This window comes from Paraburkholderia sp. BR14312 (genome assembly GCF_040948675.1).
GTDB lineage: Bacteria > Pseudomonadota > Gammaproteobacteria > Burkholderiales > Burkholderiaceae > Paraburkholderia > Paraburkholderia nodosa_A.
In genome coordinates, this window is the sequence record NZ_JBFPKI010000014.1 from 245,507 (window position 1) to 262,697 (window position 17,191).

The following is a 17,191-nucleotide window of genomic DNA, read 5'->3' on the forward strand; positions in this document are numbered from 1 at the left end:
TACTTCAGATCCGCAGGGACCATCATGACGTCCGAGACGCCGGAGCGCTTCGCCAACCAGGAAGCAGCCCAGCAAGCCGATTCGGCATCCGGGGCTTCGCCCGGCGTGGATATGGACGCCTGCAAGGCCGAAACGCCCGCGGGGCCCAGGAAAAGAGCCAGACGCGGCACGCCGCGCAAGCTGATGATCGGCACGCGCGAGGTGCTCGTCTACGGCATGCCGCAGTCCTGGGGCGACTTCTATCACACGGCGCTCACCATGCGCTGGCCCACCTTCTTTGCGTCGCTCGCGGCCCTCTTCCTGCTCATGAACGGCGTGTTCGCGTGCCTCTACCAGCTCGGCGCCGCACCCATCGCCAACCAGTATCCAAAGGGCTTTCTCGGCGCGTTCTTCTTCAGCGTGGAGACGCTCGCCACCGTCGGCTACGGCGACATGCATCCGCAAACGCTCTACGCGCATATCGTCGCCACGTTCGAGATCTTCGTCGGCATGTCGGGGATCGCGTTGGCGACCGGCCTCGTGTTCGCGCGCTTCTCGCGCCCGCGCGCCAAGATCATGTTCGCGAGCCAGGTGGTGGTGCACCCCATCGAAGGCCGCATGACGCTGATGGCGCGCGCGGCCAACGCCCGCCAGAACGTGATCGCCGAAGCGGGCGCGAAGCTGCGGCTCATCCGCATCGAAACCTCGTCGGACGGCTTTCGCGCGCGGCGCATCCACGACCTCAAGCTCGTGCGCGACCAGCATCCGCTCTTCACGCTGGGCTGGAATCTCATGCACGTGATCGACGAGTCGAGCCCGCTCTACGGCGTCACACCCGAGATGCTGGCCGAGCAGCACGGTACGCTGCATGTCGTGATCGAGGGCTCCGACGAATCGACCGCGCAGACCATGCAGGCGCGCTTTAACTGGTCGGACCGCCAGATCCGCTGGGACTACCGCTACGTCGACCTGATGAGCGACGCGGACGGCGTGAGCACGATGGACTACACGCACTTTCACGATGTCGTGCCATTCGATCGCGCGAAGCCCTACGCACCGCGGACGATCTGACGGATTGTCCCGAAGGCCGATCCGGGCGGGATCGCGGCCGCGCAGGGAAAATCTCTCTCCAAATTCGCCCGGCGCGGGCAGGCTCTCGCGCGAATAGGCGGCAGCGCCGGAGAGTTAGCAAAAAATTTCCGTCATTGGCGAGAAAAAATAGAGTCTCTTTCGCCGCTCTCCTCGGAGGGCGTACGACAGCAAAGCTAAGCATGAGATCGCAGCAAGTGCTCTGCATGGGCCCGGAGTAAGTGCTGAAGCACTAACTCCGGGCGACAGCTGAAGCGCTCACTGCGGTCGATATATGGAGACTCCCCCAATGACCGCGCGCCCCGCGTTCGGCGACACGTCCTCGCCGCTTGATACGCCGCCCCTCGCTGATTACAAGCTCACCGACAACCTCACCGCCACGCGCGGCCGCATCTTCCTGACCGGCACCCAGGCGCTGATCCGCCTCGCGCTCATGCAGCGCGCACTCGACCGCGCGCATGGCCTGAACACCGCGGGCTTCATCAGCGGCTATCGCGGCTCGCCGCTCGGCATGGTCGATCAGCAGGCGTGGAAGGCGAAGAAACTGCTCGAAGCCGCCGACGTGCGCTTCCTGCCCGCCATCAACGAGGAGTTGGGCGGCACCGCCGTGCTCGGCACGCAGCGCGTGGAAGCGGACCCGGAGCGCACCGTCGAAGGCGTGTTCGCGATGTGGTACGGCAAGGGCCCGGGCGTCGATCGCGCCGGCGACGCGCTCAAGCACGGCAACGCCTACGGCTCGTCGCCGCACGGCGGCGTGCTCGTGGTGGCCGGCGACGACCACGGCTGCGTGTCGTCGTCCATGCCGCATCAGAGCGACTTCGCGCTGATGGCGTGGCACATGCCTGTCGTGAATCCGTCGAACATCGCGGACATGCTCGAATTCGGCCTGTATGGCTGGGCGCTCTCGCGCTACTCGGGCGCGTGGGTGGGCTACAAGGCGATTTCGGAGACGGTGGAGTCGGGCTCGACCGTCGATCTCGATGCCATCAAAACCGACTGGCAAGCGCCCGATTTGGCCACTGCGGGCTTCACGCCGCCGCCGGGCGGCCTGCACAACCGCTGGCCCGATCTGCCGAGTCTCGCCATCGAGCAGCGCCTCGCCGCCAAGCTCGACGCCGTGCGCCACTTCGCGCGCATGAACAGCATCGACAAGTGGATCGCGCCGAGCCCGCACGCGAACGTGGGGATCGTCACCTGCGGCAAGGCGCACCTGGATCTGATGGAAACGCTGCGCCGTCTCGATCTCACCGTCGACGACCTCGATCGCGCGGGCGTGCGCATCTACAAGGTGGGCCTGTCGTTCCCGCTGGAGATGTCGCGGATCGACGCGTTCGTCTCGGGCCTCACCGACGTGCTCGTGATCGAGGAGAAGGGCCCGGTGATCGAGCAGCAGATCAAGGACTACCTCTACAACCGCAAGGAAGGCGCGCGCCCCACCGTGATCGGCAAGCACGCCGAAGACGGCACGCTGCTGCTCTCCGAGCTGGGCGAGCTACGTCCCTCGCGCATCCTGCCCGTGTTCGCCGCGTGGCTCGCGAAGCACCGTCCGGCGCTCGACCGCCGCGAGCGCGTGGTCGATCTCGTCGCGCCGCAAATCCTCTCGAACGCCGCCGACGCCGTGCGCCGCACGCCCTACTTCTGCTCGGGCTGCCCGCACAACACGTCGACGAAGGTGCCCGAAGGCTCGATCGCGCAGGCCGGCATTGGCTGCCACTTCATGGCTTCGTGGATGGAGCGCGACACCACGGGCCTGATCCAGATGGGCGGCGAAGGCGTGGACTGGGCCGCGCACTCGATGTTCACGAAGATGCCGCACGTGTTCCAGAATCTCGGCGACGGCACCTACTTTCACTCAGGCATCCTTGCGATTCGCCAGGCAGTCGCGGCGAAGACCAACATCACCTACAAGATCCTCTACAACGACGCCGTGGCGATGACGGGCGGCCAGCCCGTGGACGGCAGCATTTCCGTGCCGCAGATCGCACGCCAGGTGGAAGCCGAAGGCGTCTCGCGCTTCGTGGTGGTGAGCGACGAGCCCGAGAAGTACGACGGCCATCACGGTCTGTTCCCGAAGGGCACGACGTTCCATCACCGCAGCGAACTGGACACGGTGCAGCGCGAACTGCGCGAAACGCCGGGCGTGACCGTGCTGATCTACGACCAGACCTGCGCCGCCGAAAAGCGCCGCCGCCGCAAGAAGGGCGAATTCCCCGACCCGGACAAGCGTCTCTTCATCAACGAGGAAGTGTGCGAAGGCTGCGGCGACTGCGGTGTGCAGTCGAATTGTCTTTCGGTCGAACCCGTGGAAACGGAGCTGGGCCGCAAGCGCCGCATCGACCAGTCGTCGTGCAACAAGGACTATTCGTGCGTGAACGGCTTCTGCCCGAGCTTCGTGACCGTCGAGGGCGGCAAGCTCAAGAAGGCCGCGGGCGCCGCGTTCGATCCGCAGGCGCTCACCGCGCGCGTGAATGCGCTGCCCATGCCGGCCACGCATCTCGACAACGCGCCCTACGACATCCTCGTGACGGGCGTGGGAGGCACCGGCGTCGTGACCGTGGGCGCGCTCATCAGCATGGCCGCGCATCTGGAAGGCAAGAGCGCTTCGGTGCTCGACTTCATGGGCTTCGCACAGAAGGGCGGCTCGGTCCTCTCGTTCGTGCGCTTCGCGGCCACCGACGCGCTGCTCAACCAGGTGCGCATCGACACGCAGCAGGCCGACCTGCTGCTCGCCTGCGACATGGTGGTGGGCGCGAGCGCCGATGCGCTGCAAACCGTGCGGCACGACCGCACGCGCATCGTCGTGAACACGCATGAGATTCCGAACGCGTCGTTCGTGCAGAATCCCGAAGCGAACCTGCACGCCGACGCGCTGCTCGCGAAGATGCGGCATGCGGCGACCGGCGGCGCATCGAACGCGCAGGATCCGCTCTCCGCATGCGACGCGCAGGCACTCGCGCAGCGTTATCTCGGCGACACGATCGGCGCCAACATCGTGATGCTCGGCTTCGCCTGGCAACTTGGCCTCGTGCCGGTTTCGCTCGCGGCGCTCACGCGCGCCATCGAACTGAACAACGTGGCCGTGCAGGCGAACCTGTTCGCGTTCTCCATCGGCCGCATGGCCGCCGCCGATCCCGCTGCGCTCGAAGCGCTCGACACGCAACGTGCGGCCGCCGCGAAAGCCACGGCGCGCAAGCTCACGCAAACGCTCGACGAACTGATCGCCGACCGCGAAGCGCGTCTGCTCGCGTATGGCGGCGCGAGCTACGTGAAGCGCTATCGCGCGCTGGTCGATGCCGCACGCAGCGCCGACAAGAGTGCGGAGAAAACGCTCGCGCGCGCCGTCGCGACCACGTTCTATCGGCTGCTTGCCGTGAAGGACGAATACGAAGTCGCGCGCCTGCACGCCGACCCGGCGTTGCGCGCCGCGCTCGAGGCGCAGTTCGAGGGCACGGCGGGCAGCGACTTCACCGTGAAGTTCAACCTCGCGCCGCCGCTCATCGCGCGTGAAAAGAACGGCCAGCCTCCGCGCAAGATGCAGTTCGGCCAGTGGATGTGGAGTGCGTTCGGGCTGCTCAAGAAGGGCCGCAGCGTGCGCGGCACGTGGCTCGATCCGTTCGGCAAGACACTGGAGCGCCGCATGGAGCGCGCCCTCGCCGGCGACTACGAGGCGACGCTGCGCGGTGCGTTCGCGAGCCTCACCGCCGAAAACGCCGACGACATCGCCAAGCTCGCGAATCTGCATCAACGTGTGCGCGGCTATGGGCACGTCAAGCTGGCGAACCTCGCGGCGGTCAAACGCAGCGAGCGCGAACTGGCGGCGCGCCTTGCCATCGACGTGAAGACGAGCGCCGCGGTCCAGGAAGCCCTCGCGTCGTTCAAGGGCGCCGGCGCGTTGCGCGGCATTCCGGTGGTCGTGGCGAAATAAGGTGAAGTGAGCCGGCAGGCGCGCGCCGTTCATCTGAATGGCGCGCGCTTTTTTATGGGTCAGGCGTCGAGCAGGTTCCGCGCGCGCCGCACCTTGTTTTCGTCGACGGGAGCGAGTCCCTTGCCGTCGATGCGCACGCCCGAGCCGAAGTGAACCGCGCGCACGCGCGTCGAACTTACGAATTGCGCCACGCGGTCGAGCGTGAGTCCCGCGCCCGCCAGCACCGTGCAATGCGTGTGCGCCGCGCGCTGCACGAGCGTTGCGATCTGCGCCTGCGCGTCAAGCACCGAAGGCTTGCCGCCCGAGGTGAGGACGTTCGTCACCGCGTCGAAACCGAGCAGCACGTCGAACGCCTCCTGCAGATCGCGCGCTTCGTCGAACGCGCGATGAAACGTGAGCGACATGCCGTCGGCGGCGTCGATCGCGCGCTGCAGTCCTTCGCAATCGACTTCATGCGAAGGCGTGAGCATGCCGATCACGGCCGCATGCGCGCCCGCGAGCTTCGCGGCGCGCACGTCGCGCAGCATCACCGCGTAATCGTTCGAATCGTAAATAAACGAGCGGCTGTGCGGCCGCACGATCACGTTCACGGGAATCGCCACCGCCGCGACCACGGCTTCGATCATGCCGATGCTGGGCGTGAGGCCGCCCTCGCCAATTGCGGTCACGAGTTCGAGCCGATCCGCGCCGCCGCGCTCGGCGGCTTGCGCATCGGCGACGGTGGTCGCGATGACCTCCAGCAGGACCCGTTCATGTGGCATGTTTGCGCGCCATGTCGTGAGAAACACGACATGATCGCAGATGCACGCCTACTCGAACCAGTCGATGTCGCCGCACAGCACGCACAGGCGCTCGCCCACCTGCACGGCCATCGAAAGCGTCAGGCACGGCAGCGCCTCGTTGATCGACAGATACGGTCCGGTCACGTGCACGCGCCCCGGCGTGACGAGCGCCGTGCGGAAGTACGGCCTGCGCAGCCAGCTCGCGCCTTGTGCGTCCTCAAGCGGCAAAAAGCGCGCATCGCGCTCCGCGCGGTCGACGCGCAGCACCACGTTGCGGCCCGCCTGCCGGCCGTTCGAATCGAGCAGATAGCAGCGCGCCGCATGATCGAGCGCGAGGAAGTTCCAGCACACCTCCTCCATCGATTCGCCGGCCGAAAGCCGTTCGGCCGCGCGCTCGAACGCACGCAGATAAGGCACGAGGCGATTCGTCTCGCCGCGCTCGCGCGTTTCGGTCTGCTGACGAAAACGCTCGGTCGCCTCGGCGATCACGGCTTGCGCCTGGGCGGCGTCGGCGAGTCCGGGCGCGGGCCGCGCGAAGAAGAAGCCCTGCACGAAGTCGGCGTTGCACGCGAGCGCGAGCTGCGCCTCGTGTTCCGTCTCCACGCCTTCGATCAGCACGAGCTTGCCCGCGTCGTGCAACAGCGCCACGAGCGCGGGCAGCGTCGCGGCCATGTCGGCGCGATGCTGCGCGTGCATGAGCATGATGCGGTCGAGCTTCACGATGTCGGGATTGAGCTGCCACACGCGGCCGATATCGACGTTGCCCGCGCCGAAGTCGTCGAGCGCCACGAGAAAGCCGCGCTCGCGAAACGTCGCCACGGCCTGCGCGAGGGCGTCGAGATCGGTCGCGTCGTCTTCCAGCACCTCGAGCACGACGCGCCGCGGCGCGATGTTCAGCCGCCGCAGGTTCGCGAGCAGCGCCGCCGAGTGATACGGCTCGATCAGCGTGCCCGGATGCACGTTGAGAAAGAGCCACTCGCGCTCCGCGCCGAGCAGCGCGAAGTTCTCCAGATGCAGCCCCTGGGCGAGCCGGTCCACCAGCAGCGCTTCGCCCACGCGCGCGGCGTCGCCGAACACGTCGAGCGGCGAAACCGGGCGGTCGAGCGGATCGTGCGCGCGCAGCAGCCCTTCGTAGCCCACCGCACGCATGTGCGAGAGGCTGAACACCGGCTGGAACACACTCGTGAGCGTGAGGTCGCCATGGTGTGCGCTGTAGCGCTGCAGCCCCGAAGTGACGCTGAGATCGAAGCCGTGAGGGGTCACGGCTGTTTTGTCCTGTTGCTCTGTGATCATGCCATCCTCTAGCGCGTAGGAAGGACGCTGCAGTCCGCACAGCCTCTGCACGGCCCGCGCTCGTCCTCCATAGCCTGATTTTCGTTGCGTCACAGGAGGGGTTAAGCAAGGTCCGTGCTCGCTCGCACCGCGATCTGGCACGCATCGCGAAATGCGTTCGCGCCCATCGCGTGCGCCGCGAAGGGGCACGCCGTGCACCGCGCGAGACCTCGCACGGCGCACCGATATCGTGCGCCTTTCCACGCGCCTTTGCTTCGGTGGTGGCGCACACAGGGCGGACAAATTGCCGCATTTTCGGCACATATCGGGCTTGCCACGCGCTCGCCCTGCGCGCTTCGCGGCAGCTTACAGACGCGTCAGGCTACACTGTCCCTCGACCGGCGCGCCCTCCTCTAATGCGCGCCAGAACGCCGTGCCGCACCGCGCGTGAAAAGAGGCGTCGTCCCCTCTTCCACGCTTCCCCCTGGTCCCGTTTGGCCTCGTTTGGCCTCGTTTGGCCTCGTTGGGTCCCGTTTGGCCCCCGCTACGTTTTTCGATGGACATTCTCTTCACCGTTCTCATTCTGCTGCTCGCCGTTGCCGTGTCCGGCATCCTCGCGCGCACCGTGCCACTCAAGCTTCCGCTGCCGCTCGTGCAGATCGGTATCGGCGCGTTGCTCACGTTTCCGCTCGTGAATCCGCACGTCACGTTCGATCCCGACATCTTCATGGCGCTGTTCATTCCGCCGCTGCTGTTCGCGGACGGCTGGCGCATGCCCAAACGCGAGTTCTTCTTGCAGCGCCGCGCGATCCTCATGCTCGCGCTCGGGCTCGTGCTGCTGACGGTCGTCGCCGTGGGCTATTTCGTGCACTGGCTCGTGCCGCAGATCTCGCTGCCCGTGGCGTTCGCGCTCGCCGCCGTGCTTTCGCCCACCGACGCCGTCGCGCTCGCGGGCATCGCCGGCAAGGACCGCATTCCCGCGCAGCTCATGCACATCCTCGAAGGCGAAGCGCTGATGAACGACGCCTCGGGCCTCGTCGCGCTCAAGTTCGCCGTGGCGGCCGCGCTCACCGGCTACTTTTCGCTGCGCGCGGCGGCGCTCAGCTTCGTCGTGATCGCGGCGGGCGGTCTGGCGCTTGGGGCGGCGATCGGCTGGCTCTTCAGCTTCGTGTCGGCGCGCTTTCTCAACACGACCGAAGAGGGCGACCCCGCGCCCGGCGTCGTGCTCACCTTGCTGATTCCGTTCGCGGCGTATCTGTTCGCCGAGCACCTCGAAGTGTCGGGCGTGCTCGCGGCCGTTTCCGCCGGCATGACGATGAACTTCACGAGCGTCGCGCACAAAGGACCGGTATCGACACGCGTGCGCGCCACGAGCACCTGGTCGATGATCGAATTCGTCTTCAACGGCATGGTGTTCACGCTGCTCGGCCTGCAGTTCCCGGGCATTCTCGGCAAGGCGCTGCTCGACGCGCACCACACGAGCAACGTGCAGATGCTGCGCCTGATCGGCTATATCGCCGCCGTGCTTGCGGCGCTCTACGCCATGCGCTTCGGCTGGGTGTGGCTGCTGCGCTGGGTGGCGAGCCGCGGCGCCGCGCGTCACGGCGTGGCGAATGCGGTGCCGGGCCTGCGCACCGTGGCGATCACCACGGTCGCGGGCGTGCGCGGCGCGGTGACGCTCGCGGGCGTGCTCTCGCTGCCCGTGGCGCTCGCCAACGGCAGCCCGCTGCCCGGTCGCGACAGCGCCATTTTCATCGCGACGGGGGTGATCCTCGCCTCGCTGCTGGTGGCGATCGTCGGCCTGCCGCTCCTGCTGCGCGGCGTGCGGCGCGGCGCGCAGGGACCGCACGCGGCCGAGGAGCGCGCGGCGCGCATCCAGGCGGCGCAGGCGGCCATCCGCGCCGTGGATGCGGTGCACGAAAAGGTCAGCGAGGATCTCGACGAATCGCAGGCCGCCTACGCCGCCGACACGACCGCACGCGTGATGGACGCCTATCGCCGCCGCCTCGCCTCGCTCGACGCCGACCGCGACCGCAGCGCGAACGCGCGCCGCTCGGACGCGCTGGAAATGGAAATGCGCCTCGCCGGCATGCGCGCCGAACGCGCGACGCTGCTCAAGCTGCGCAACCAGATGCAGATCAACGACGAGACGCTCGCGAAGCTGATGCGCGAAGTCGATCTTTCGGAAACGGCGATGACGACACGTGGGCGCAATCGCAACTGAGGGGGCGCCTCGCGCAGAGCGGGAAAAAACGGGAGAGAGAAAAACGCGGCGCCGAGGACCGGCGCCGCATGTCACGGTGAGGCTTAAACCGCCGCTTCCTGCGCCGGCTTGCGACGCAGCAACGCGTAGAGAATGATCGCGCCGAACGTGGCGGTGCCGATGCCGCCCAGCCCGAAGCCGCCGAGCTTGAGGGAGAAGTCGCCCGCGCCGAGCACGAGCGTGACCGCGGCGACGATGAGATTGCGATTGTCCGAGAAGTCCACCTTGTTGACGACCCAGATACGCGCGCCCGTCACGGCGATCAGACCGAACACGACGATCGAGACGCCGCCCAGCACCGGGCCGGGAATCGTCTGAATGACGGCGCCGAACTTCGGCGAGAAGCCGAGCACGAGCGCGATGAGCGCAGCGATCACGAACACGAGCGTCGAGTAGATTTTCGTCACGGCCATCACGCCGATGTTTTCCGCGTAGGTCGTGACACCTGTGCCGCCCGCAAAGCCCGAGACGATCGTGGCGAGCCCGTCGCCAATGAACGCGCGGCCCACATAGCGGTCGAGGTTGTAGCCCGTCATCGCGGAAACCGCCTTGATGTGGCCGAGGTTCTCCGCCACCAGAATCACGGCGATCGGCACGAGCAGCGCCATGGCGTGCGGGTCGAACACCGGCGCGGTGAACTTCGGCATACCGAACCAGGCGGCGTTCGCGACAATCGAGAAGTCGATCGGCTTGCCCAGGCCCATGCCGTTCGTGACGATCGCGTAGATCACATAGGCGATCAACAGGCCGACGAGAATCAGCAGACGCTGCAGCATGCCGCGCGTGAACACGGCCACGCCGCCCACGCAGAGCACGGTGACGATCGCCATCCACGAGTCGAAGATCGAACCGCTCACGCCCTTCACTGCGATGGGCGCGAGATTCAGCCCGATCACGCAGACGATCGCACCGGTCACCACCGGCGGCATGAGCGTTTCGATCCATTTGGTGCCGACGGCCGAGACGAGCAGGCCGATCAGCGTATAAGCCACGCCGCACGCGATGATGCCGCCGAGCGCGACCGGGATGTTGGGATTGGGTCCCTGCCCGCCGTAGCCCGTGACAGCGATCACGAGACCGATGAACGCGAAGCTCGAACCGAGATAGCTCGGCACGCGCCCCCCCACCACCACGAAGAACAGCAGTGTGCCGACACCCGACATGAAAATGCACAGGTTCGGATCGAAGCCCATGAGCAGCGGCGCAAGCACGGTCGAGCCGAACATCGCGACGACGTGCTGCACGCCCATGGCGAACATCTGCGGCCAGGGCAGGCGCTCGTCGGGAGCCACGACGCTGCGGGCGTCACCCGTCTGCGCGCGCCAGCGGGGGAAATAGGAGTCGGACATGGGTTCCTCTTGTCGGCGTGATTTGCGGTCTGGTTGTGGTTTTGATTGTTGGCGCGCACGCATCGAAGCAACGGCCGCCCTTGATGCAGGTCAGGCGGGAGTGTACGGAGCCGCAATCAGCGTGGCAAGCCGGATGTCGGGCATCCGAAACACTCCCGGCGGCCGTCGACCCGAGCCGTGAAGTCAGCACCGAATGGAGTTTCAGACTCATCCTATATTAGGGGTGGGATGCCGGATCTAGACTGTCCTTGCTGCGTGACCCTCACGAGAGTTCATGCAGTGTTGGCAAGCAGCAAACTCTCCGACTTCCCCGCTCCAGTTCCCCGCTGGAGCGGCTTTTTTTGCCCACACGATTGGAGCCCTTCGCGCGTTCAGGCGAATGCGGATTCCGCGAGTTCCCGCGCGTAATCGCGCACGTCTTCTGGCCAGGGTGCATTCGCCGCTTCGAAGCGGCTACGCTCGCCCGCGTACAGCGCGCGCAACGCCTCCTCGTAATTCGGCATATCGCCGGCCAGTGCAGTCATGAAGCGATGCGCGGCTTCCTGGGCCGCGCGCACGCGTTCGCGTGCCTCGCTCGCATGGCGCGCGGCATCCACGAGCCGGCGCAACACCACCGAGGCCCCGCCGGGCTGCGCGCCGAGCCAGTCCCAGTGGCGCGGCAACAGCGTCACCTCGCGCGCCACCACGCCGAGCTTCGGGCGGCCGCGGCCACGCGGGGCGTCGTCTGGGGCGGCTTCGTCCATGACGTCCGGCGCGGTTGCGCCTTGCTCGCGACTGGCCTGTGCGACGATGCGCGCCTCGATGTCCTTATCCGTGCCGCGCAGATCGAATTCGACCGGACGCGCGTCGCGGTCGTCGAAGACCAGCACCGTTGCGCCGTTTTCGTTTCCGTTTTCGTTCCCTTCACGTTCGAGCTCCGCCTTGACCGCCAGCGCCACCTGAAGCGGTGCGCCGCGCGCGATCAGGCGCGTGCCCGCAAAAGCCGTACAGCCGTTCGCCACCACCATGGTGTTCTCCTTGGTATCCAATGATGGGCGAATATTACCCGGGTAAATTGGGTGGTGCAATATCATCCGGGTAAAATTTGATGACGGTCAGCCGGAGCGGCCTCTTAGATCCGCGCCGCGCGCGTCGTCGGTCGCGGCGGGCAGCCATGCCGCCACGCGGTTGCGGCCCGAGCGCTTGGCGGTGTAAAGCGCCGCGTCGGCGGCATCGGTCAGCGCGCGCCAGTCGGCAAACGCACTTTGCGTCGTGCAGGCCACGCCCACGCTCACCGTGAGCACGCCGTTCGGGCTGTCGGCATGCGGCAGCGCCAGCGCCTCGATCGCGGCGCGCACCTTCTCGGCCAGTGCGAGCGCCTGGGCCTCGCCCGTGTCGGGCAGCACCAGCACGAATTCTTCGCCGCCGTAGCGCGCCGCACAGTCCGCCGCGCGGCGTGCGTGTGCGCCGATCGCGTGGGCGACGGCCGCGAGCGCGTCGTCGCCCGCGAGGTGACCGTAGCGGTCGTTGTAGAGCTTGAAGCGGTCCACATCGAGCAGCACGAGCGCGAGCGGGCTGCCCGAGCGGCGCGCGCGCGCCCATTCGTGGTCCGCGCGGGTTTCGAAGGCGCGCCGGTTCGCGAGCGACGTGAGCGCGTCCGTGCCCGCCTGCGCGCGCAACTCCGCCTCCACTGCGCCGCGCTGGCGCAACTGGCGCGTGAACATCAACGCGAGCGCGATCAGCGAGACGTCGAGCACCGCCGTGAGCGTGCCGATGATCCAGGCGCGCACGCGCCATTCGCGATAGATGTCGTCCGCCGCGACCGCGACGCTGAACACAAGTGGATAACCCTCCACGCGCCGCAGCGCGAACCAGCGCCGCACGCGGTCGACCGGACCGAGCGAGAAGAAACCGCTAGCCTGGGATCGCTGGAACCGCTGGAAGAGCGCGGATTCCGCAACGCTCTTGCCGATCAGATCGGGAACGTACGGGCGGCGCATGAGCAGCGTGCCATCGGCGAGCGTGAGCGCCAGCGCGCCGTTCGTGCCGATGTCCACGCCGCTGAACAATTGCCGGAAATAATCGAGCCGCATCGTGCCCACCACCACGCCCGCGAACGAGCCGTCGGGGTTCGAGAGACGGCGGCTCAATCCGATGGTCGCGTTGGCCGGTCCGTCGCGTGGAATGAACGGGTGGCTCAGAAAGAGGCCCACGTGCGGCGAGTCGCGCTGCGCGATGAAGTAGTCGCGGTCGGCCACATTGAGCGCGCGCGGCGGCACCGCGCGCGAATCGAACACCACGTCGCCCACTGCGTTGGTCACGAAGATCGCGCCGAGATTCTTCGCCGTGGCCGAGCGGTCGAACAGCACATTCTGGCGAATGTCGGGGGGCAGCGAGGCGAGACGCGGATCGTCGATGGCGTCGATGACGGCCTGCAGCGAAAGGTTGTAGACGTCGAAATTGCGCGCCGTGTCGCGCTCGAAGAGCAGCGCCATATTGGAGGCGGAAGCGCGGGCGCTCGCGAGCGCGTCGTGCCGCATCTGCGCCATGACCCACGCGGCGATCAGCGTCAGCACTGCGGCCAGCGCGATGCCGATGGCAAGCACGGCGTTCGGTCGGCGGATCATCATCTCGGGCCTTCGGGGACTGGCCTTGCAGCAGCGCCGGTTGCCGGGCGCTTGCTGTGCGTATGCATTCATCCTCGCATGCCATGTGAGTCGTGGCTATGCGGGCAAGTCCGGTCGAGCGCCCCATTCTCCTGAATAAAGTGCGCTTCGAGTGCCGTGCGTTTTGTTAGTTTGGATTCCTCTGCTTTATCGTGTGAGTCCGTTTGCGCTTGTCATGCTGCAGGGTCAGTCGTCGCGCACGCCGACGATTGCGCGCGCCTCGATCCATGCTCGCCACTGGCCGCCGAAGTCGAAAGCCGGGTCGATGTCGAAGGCTTGTGCAAGCGCATCGTCGAGCGTGGCGCCGTCGCGCAGCGCCACAAAGGCCGCGTGGGCGGCATGCGTGTGCACGAGCGGCGTGGGCCGCCATTGCGGCCGGACCACGAGCGTCCACGACGGCATGTCCACACGCTCGGGCCAGACGCCGCCCGGCTGGTGCGCCCGCCAGATCGCCACGGCATCGAAGCGTAACGCGAGCGCGGCGCAGGCGGGATGCACCGCGAGACGCGCCTGCGCCAGACGCTCCGCGCCGAGCGCTTGCCATTGCTGCGCGTTAAGTGACGTGGCGTTCGCTGCGTAACTGGCGGCGTGCAGCGCCCATTCGAGCCGCGCGACGTCGCCGAAATACGCATAACGTATGTCGGTCTCGTAGCGCTCGACGAATTCGGGCAGTCGCGCGCCGAAGCGGTTCAGATCGGCATCGCGAGAAGGATGCGCGCGCGCGTAGGCTAGCGCGAGTGCATCGAACCAGGCCTCGCCAGACAGGGCCGCGAGCACCGGATACGCGTTCGCAAGCGCAAGCTGCCGCGCCGCCCGCCCATTGCCGCGATACAGGCCCATGCGCTCGTGCAGCAGCGCGGCATCGGCGGGAAGCAGTTCGTGGACGAGCGCCGCATCGGCGGCGGCATCGTCCAGCGCGGCGGCGAAGGCTTGTTGCGTCGCTTCCAGTGTGTTGCGCGCAGTCACGAGCGCAGCTCCGATGCTTGACGCGCATGTTTCGCGAAGCGTTCGCGCGCGAGACGCGCCTCGTCGAGCAGCACCTCGAGCGCCGGCACCGCCGTGTCCCACTCGATGAGCGTGGGCGTCGCGCCGAATCGCTCGAGCGCGGCCTCGTACAGCGCCCAGACCGCCGGCGCGACGCGCGAACCGTGATCGTCGATCACGGCGGCGGGCGTCGCGCGATGCCCTGCCAGATGGATTTCGCCGACGATCTGCGGCGGCAGTGCGGCCATGGCCGCCAGTGCATTTTCACCGTGGTTGCATTGATTCACGTACAGATTGTTCACGTCGAGCAGCACGCCACACCCCGTGCGCTGCGCGAGCGTCGCGAGGAATTCCGCCTCGCTCCAGGTATCGCCGCGAAATCGTACGTAGGTCGAAACATTTTCGATCAACACGGTGCGGCGCAGCGCGTCCTGCATCTGCGAGACGCGCGCGCTCATGTGATCGAGCGAGGCTTGCGTGAGCGGCATCGGCAGCAGATCGTGCAGCGCGCCTTGTGCGCTCGCGCCCCAGCATAAATGCTCGGAAACCACAGCGGGGTCGATGCGCTCCACGAGCCGCGCGAGCCTCGCGAGATGCGCTGCATCGAGCGGCGCGGCAGAGCCGAGCCCGAGCCCCACGCCGTGCAGGCTCACCGGCAAATCGCGGCGCACGGTTTCGAGCACGTGCAAATCGTAGCCGCCTTCGCCGAAGTAGTTTTCGCTGTGGACCTCGATCCAGTCGACCGCAGGGGGCTCGGCCATGAAGGCCTCGTAGTGCGCGTGACGCAGGCCGATGCCCACGCCACTGAGTGCGCCTGGCGCGCTCATCTTGCGCGTCCCGCGTTGCGCGCCGCCTCAGCCGCGAGGCTCATTGTTCCGGCGTGCCGCCAAGCTTCTCGCACGTGCCCTTCGGCATGGTCTTGAAGTCGCCCTTGTCGTGATCGACCTTGGCCTGGCCCGCGCAGTCGTGCACACCGGTCTTGCTCGAACAATCGTTCTGGCCGGCCTTGGCGACGCCGTAGCAATTCACGGTGTCGTCCGCGCGGGCCACGCCCGCGCCGGCCGTCGCCAGACCCGCGAGCGCGGCGGCGATCAGCGCCTGGCGGCCGAGAGAGTTCTTCATAGCGTTTCTCCTTGAACTTCGAAATGGGTTTCGCAGCAAGCGATCGGCTGCGCAGCCGTCGCAACGCGCGGCCCTGGGTGCCCTATTTTGCCTCACCAGAGCGCGACCAGCCCGGTCGAAGCGCCGCTGATCGGCGGAATTATTGCAATCTCGGTAATGAAGTTTGCTGGACTGCGGTATTTTTCTTTGAAGTGCGCTGCAATAAACTGTCATCAACGGTTCGAACAGCACGATTGTTACGGATCGACAACATAATTTTCGGAGGTTGTTACCATGAAGAATCTGTTTGCTGCTGCACTCGCCGCTACCGTCCTCGCCGCTCCGGCCCTGTCGTTCGCACAAGCCGAGCAAGCGCCCGTGACGCGCGCTCAAGTTCGCGCCGAACTGGTCCAGCTGGAAAAGGCCGGCTACCGCCCGAATCTGTCGAGCCCGTACTATCCGGAAGACCTGCAGGCTGCCCAGGCGCGCGTCGCCCAGCAGAACGGCGCTGCAGAAGCCACGGCCTACGGCGCATCGACGAACGGCAGCGCCCAAACCGGCACCCGCGCACCGAACATCAAGCCGACCTACTTCGGCCAGTAATCGCGGCTCACACGTAGTGCCGGCGCACTACGCGAGCAACGCCTGGCGGGCCCGCTCTCCCGATTGGGAGAGAGCGGGCCCGCCGTTCATTTCTGCGCCGCCCGTGCAATGCGCGCGGCGGAAATAAGCGGCACGCCCACGAAAACCTCCGCCGCCGGAAATCCGGCGGCTTTGCCCGGACTGCGGTCCGGGCCTTTTTCCTCTTCCCTCTCGCGACGCATGCGGCCCGCTTTATTAGCGCGGGCCGCGCACGAAGGCGGCTCACTCGCGGGGCCTAGAAGCCGTGGGTCACGAGCGAGAGCACGGAAAGATCGGGGTGCGTGCCGTCGATTATGCTGCGGCCGACGTGCACCGCCTCTTCGATGGCATCCTGCTCGCTGCGCCAAGTTTCGTCGCCATCCGCGTGATACGTGACCGTATGGCCCGGCTTCGCGGGATTCGCGCCGGGATGGCAAACGTAGGCCGTGTAGGTGTAGCGGTTCGCGCCTTCCTCGGCTGGCGTGGCGCTGACGTGAATCTCGAAGCCTTCGTAGTCGACCTCATGCATCGCAAGCGGTTGAGCGCTCATGGTGACCTCCGGGTGCCGCGGGTTGGCGGCTACGGGCTAACCGGCCGATGGGTATGCGGCCAGGTGTTCGGTATTGATTCGGTATTGGGAAGTTTAGGCGATGGGTCCCGGGCAGGTGGCCTACTATTGCAGGGCGATCCACCACCCTTGGAGCTTAGACATGGCATCGAACACCGTCCGCCTGCATCGTGTGCTGCGCGCGCCGCCCGAGCGCATCTATCGCGCCTTTCTCGACGCGAGCGCAGTCGTGAAATGGCTGCCGCCCAACGGCTTCACCTGCACGGTTCATGAACTCGACGCGAAAGTCGGCGGCCGCTACCGGATGTCGTTCAAGAATTTCACGGCCGGCCACGGTCATTCGTTCGGCGGCGAATATCTCGAGCTCGTGCCGAACGAGCGTTTGCGCTACACCGGTGTGTTCGAGGATCAGCACCTGTCCGGCACCATGCAGACGACCGTGGAGCTGCGCGCCGTGTTCTTCGGCGCGGAAATGACCGTCGTGCAGGAAGGCATACCGGAGATCATTCCGGTCGAGGCGTGTTATCTGGGCTGGCAGGAGTCGCTGGCGTTGCTCGCGAAGCTGGTCGAAGCCGAAATCCAGCAGTAAAGAAAAAGGGGCGCTCGCGCCCCT

The 17,191-nt window shown here is 66.8% G+C and carries 14 protein-coding genes; 5 read left to right on the forward strand and 9 right to left on the reverse strand.

Going from position 1 to position 17,191, the window contains the following annotated elements:
• Nucleotides 1-111 precede the first annotated feature (111 nt).
• Complete coding sequence (locus AB3X98_RS33885) at nucleotides 112-1,050, forward strand: ion channel (RefSeq protein ID WP_368606340.1); 939 nt, start codon at nucleotides 112-114, stop codon at nucleotides 1,048-1,050.
• Between the two features lie 307 nt (nucleotides 1,051-1,357).
• Nucleotides 1,358-4,993, forward strand: a complete 3,636-nt coding sequence (locus tag AB3X98_RS33890) for an indolepyruvate ferredoxin oxidoreductase family protein (protein WP_368606327.1) — start codon at nucleotides 1,358-1,360, stop codon at nucleotides 4,991-4,993.
• 59 nt (nucleotides 4,994-5,052) lie between these two features.
• Here the strand turns inward: AB3X98_RS33890 and AB3X98_RS33895 are convergent, their stop codons facing one another.
• Together AB3X98_RS33895 and AB3X98_RS33900 are read right to left on the reverse strand one after the other, a co-directional pair.
• A complete protein-coding gene (locus tag AB3X98_RS33895; RefSeq protein WP_368606326.1) occupies nucleotides 5,053-5,754 on the reverse strand; it encodes a copper homeostasis protein CutC in 702 nt (233 codons plus the stop codon).
• Between the two features lie 48 nt (nucleotides 5,755-5,802).
• On the reverse strand, nucleotides 5,803-7,068 hold the full coding sequence (locus AB3X98_RS33900) for an EAL domain-containing protein (protein ID WP_368606325.1): 1,266 nt from the start codon (nucleotides 7,066-7,068) through the stop codon (nucleotides 5,803-5,805).
• A gap of 535 nt (nucleotides 7,069-7,603) precedes the next feature.
• Between AB3X98_RS33900 and AB3X98_RS33905 the strand changes: the two genes are divergently transcribed.
• Nucleotides 7,604-9,271: a Na+/H+ antiporter gene (locus AB3X98_RS33905; RefSeq protein WP_069265171.1), complete on the forward strand. Its 1,668-nt coding sequence runs from the start codon at nucleotides 7,604-7,606 to the stop codon at nucleotides 9,269-9,271.
• Between the two features lie 83 nt (nucleotides 9,272-9,354).
• Here AB3X98_RS33905 and AB3X98_RS33910 read toward each other — a convergent pair whose 3' ends face one another.
• From AB3X98_RS33910 to AB3X98_RS33935, 6 genes are all read right to left on the reverse strand, one after another.
• Nucleotides 9,355-10,659, reverse strand: a complete 1,305-nt coding sequence (locus tag AB3X98_RS33910) for a solute carrier family 23 protein (protein ID WP_342949589.1) — start codon at nucleotides 10,657-10,659, stop codon at nucleotides 9,355-9,357.
• Nucleotides 10,660-11,030: 371 nt separating this feature from the next.
• Entirely contained in the window at nucleotides 11,031-11,666 is a 636-nt protein-coding gene (locus tag AB3X98_RS33915) for a DUF2239 family protein (protein WP_368606324.1), read from the reverse strand.
• Nucleotides 11,667-11,753: 87 nt separating this feature from the next.
• A complete protein-coding gene (locus AB3X98_RS33920) occupies nucleotides 11,754-13,268 on the reverse strand; it encodes a diguanylate cyclase (RefSeq protein WP_368606323.1) in 1,515 nt (504 codons plus the stop codon).
• Nucleotides 13,269-13,490: 222 nt separating this feature from the next.
• On the reverse strand, nucleotides 13,491-14,270 hold the full coding sequence (locus AB3X98_RS33925) for a putative DNA-binding domain-containing protein (protein ID WP_368606322.1): 780 nt from the start codon (nucleotides 14,268-14,270) through the stop codon (nucleotides 13,491-13,493).
• Nucleotides 14,267-15,115, reverse strand: coding sequence for a DUF692 family multinuclear iron-containing protein (locus AB3X98_RS33930; protein WP_368606321.1), 849 nt, complete (start codon nucleotides 15,113-15,115; stop codon nucleotides 14,267-14,269). The genes AB3X98_RS33925 and AB3X98_RS33930 overlap by 4 nt, the downstream gene beginning before the upstream one ends.
• 40 nt (nucleotides 15,116-15,155) lie before the next feature.
• Nucleotides 15,156-15,410, reverse strand: a complete 255-nt coding sequence (locus AB3X98_RS33935; RefSeq protein ID WP_368606320.1) for a DUF2282 domain-containing protein — start codon at nucleotides 15,408-15,410, stop codon at nucleotides 15,156-15,158.
• A 273-nt stretch (nucleotides 15,411-15,683) separates the two neighbouring features.
• Here AB3X98_RS33935 and AB3X98_RS33940 point away from each other — a divergent pair, with 273 nt between their 5' ends.
• Nucleotides 15,684-15,992: a DUF4148 domain-containing protein gene (locus tag AB3X98_RS33940; protein ID WP_368606319.1), complete on the forward strand. Its 309-nt coding sequence runs from the start codon at nucleotides 15,684-15,686 to the stop codon at nucleotides 15,990-15,992.
• 274 nt (nucleotides 15,993-16,266) lie between these two features.
• Here the strand turns inward: AB3X98_RS33940 and AB3X98_RS33945 are convergent, their stop codons facing one another.
• Complete coding sequence (locus AB3X98_RS33945) at nucleotides 16,267-16,560, reverse strand: hypothetical protein (RefSeq protein WP_069265179.1); 294 nt, start codon at nucleotides 16,558-16,560, stop codon at nucleotides 16,267-16,269.
• 160 nt (nucleotides 16,561-16,720) lie between these two features.
• On the opposite strand from AB3X98_RS33945, the gene AB3X98_RS33950 reads away from it, so the two are divergent.
• Nucleotides 16,721-17,167, forward strand: coding sequence for an SRPBCC family protein (locus AB3X98_RS33950; protein ID WP_069265180.1), 447 nt, complete (start codon nucleotides 16,721-16,723; stop codon nucleotides 17,165-17,167).
• The last annotated feature ends 24 nt before the right edge of the window (nucleotides 17,168-17,191 follow it).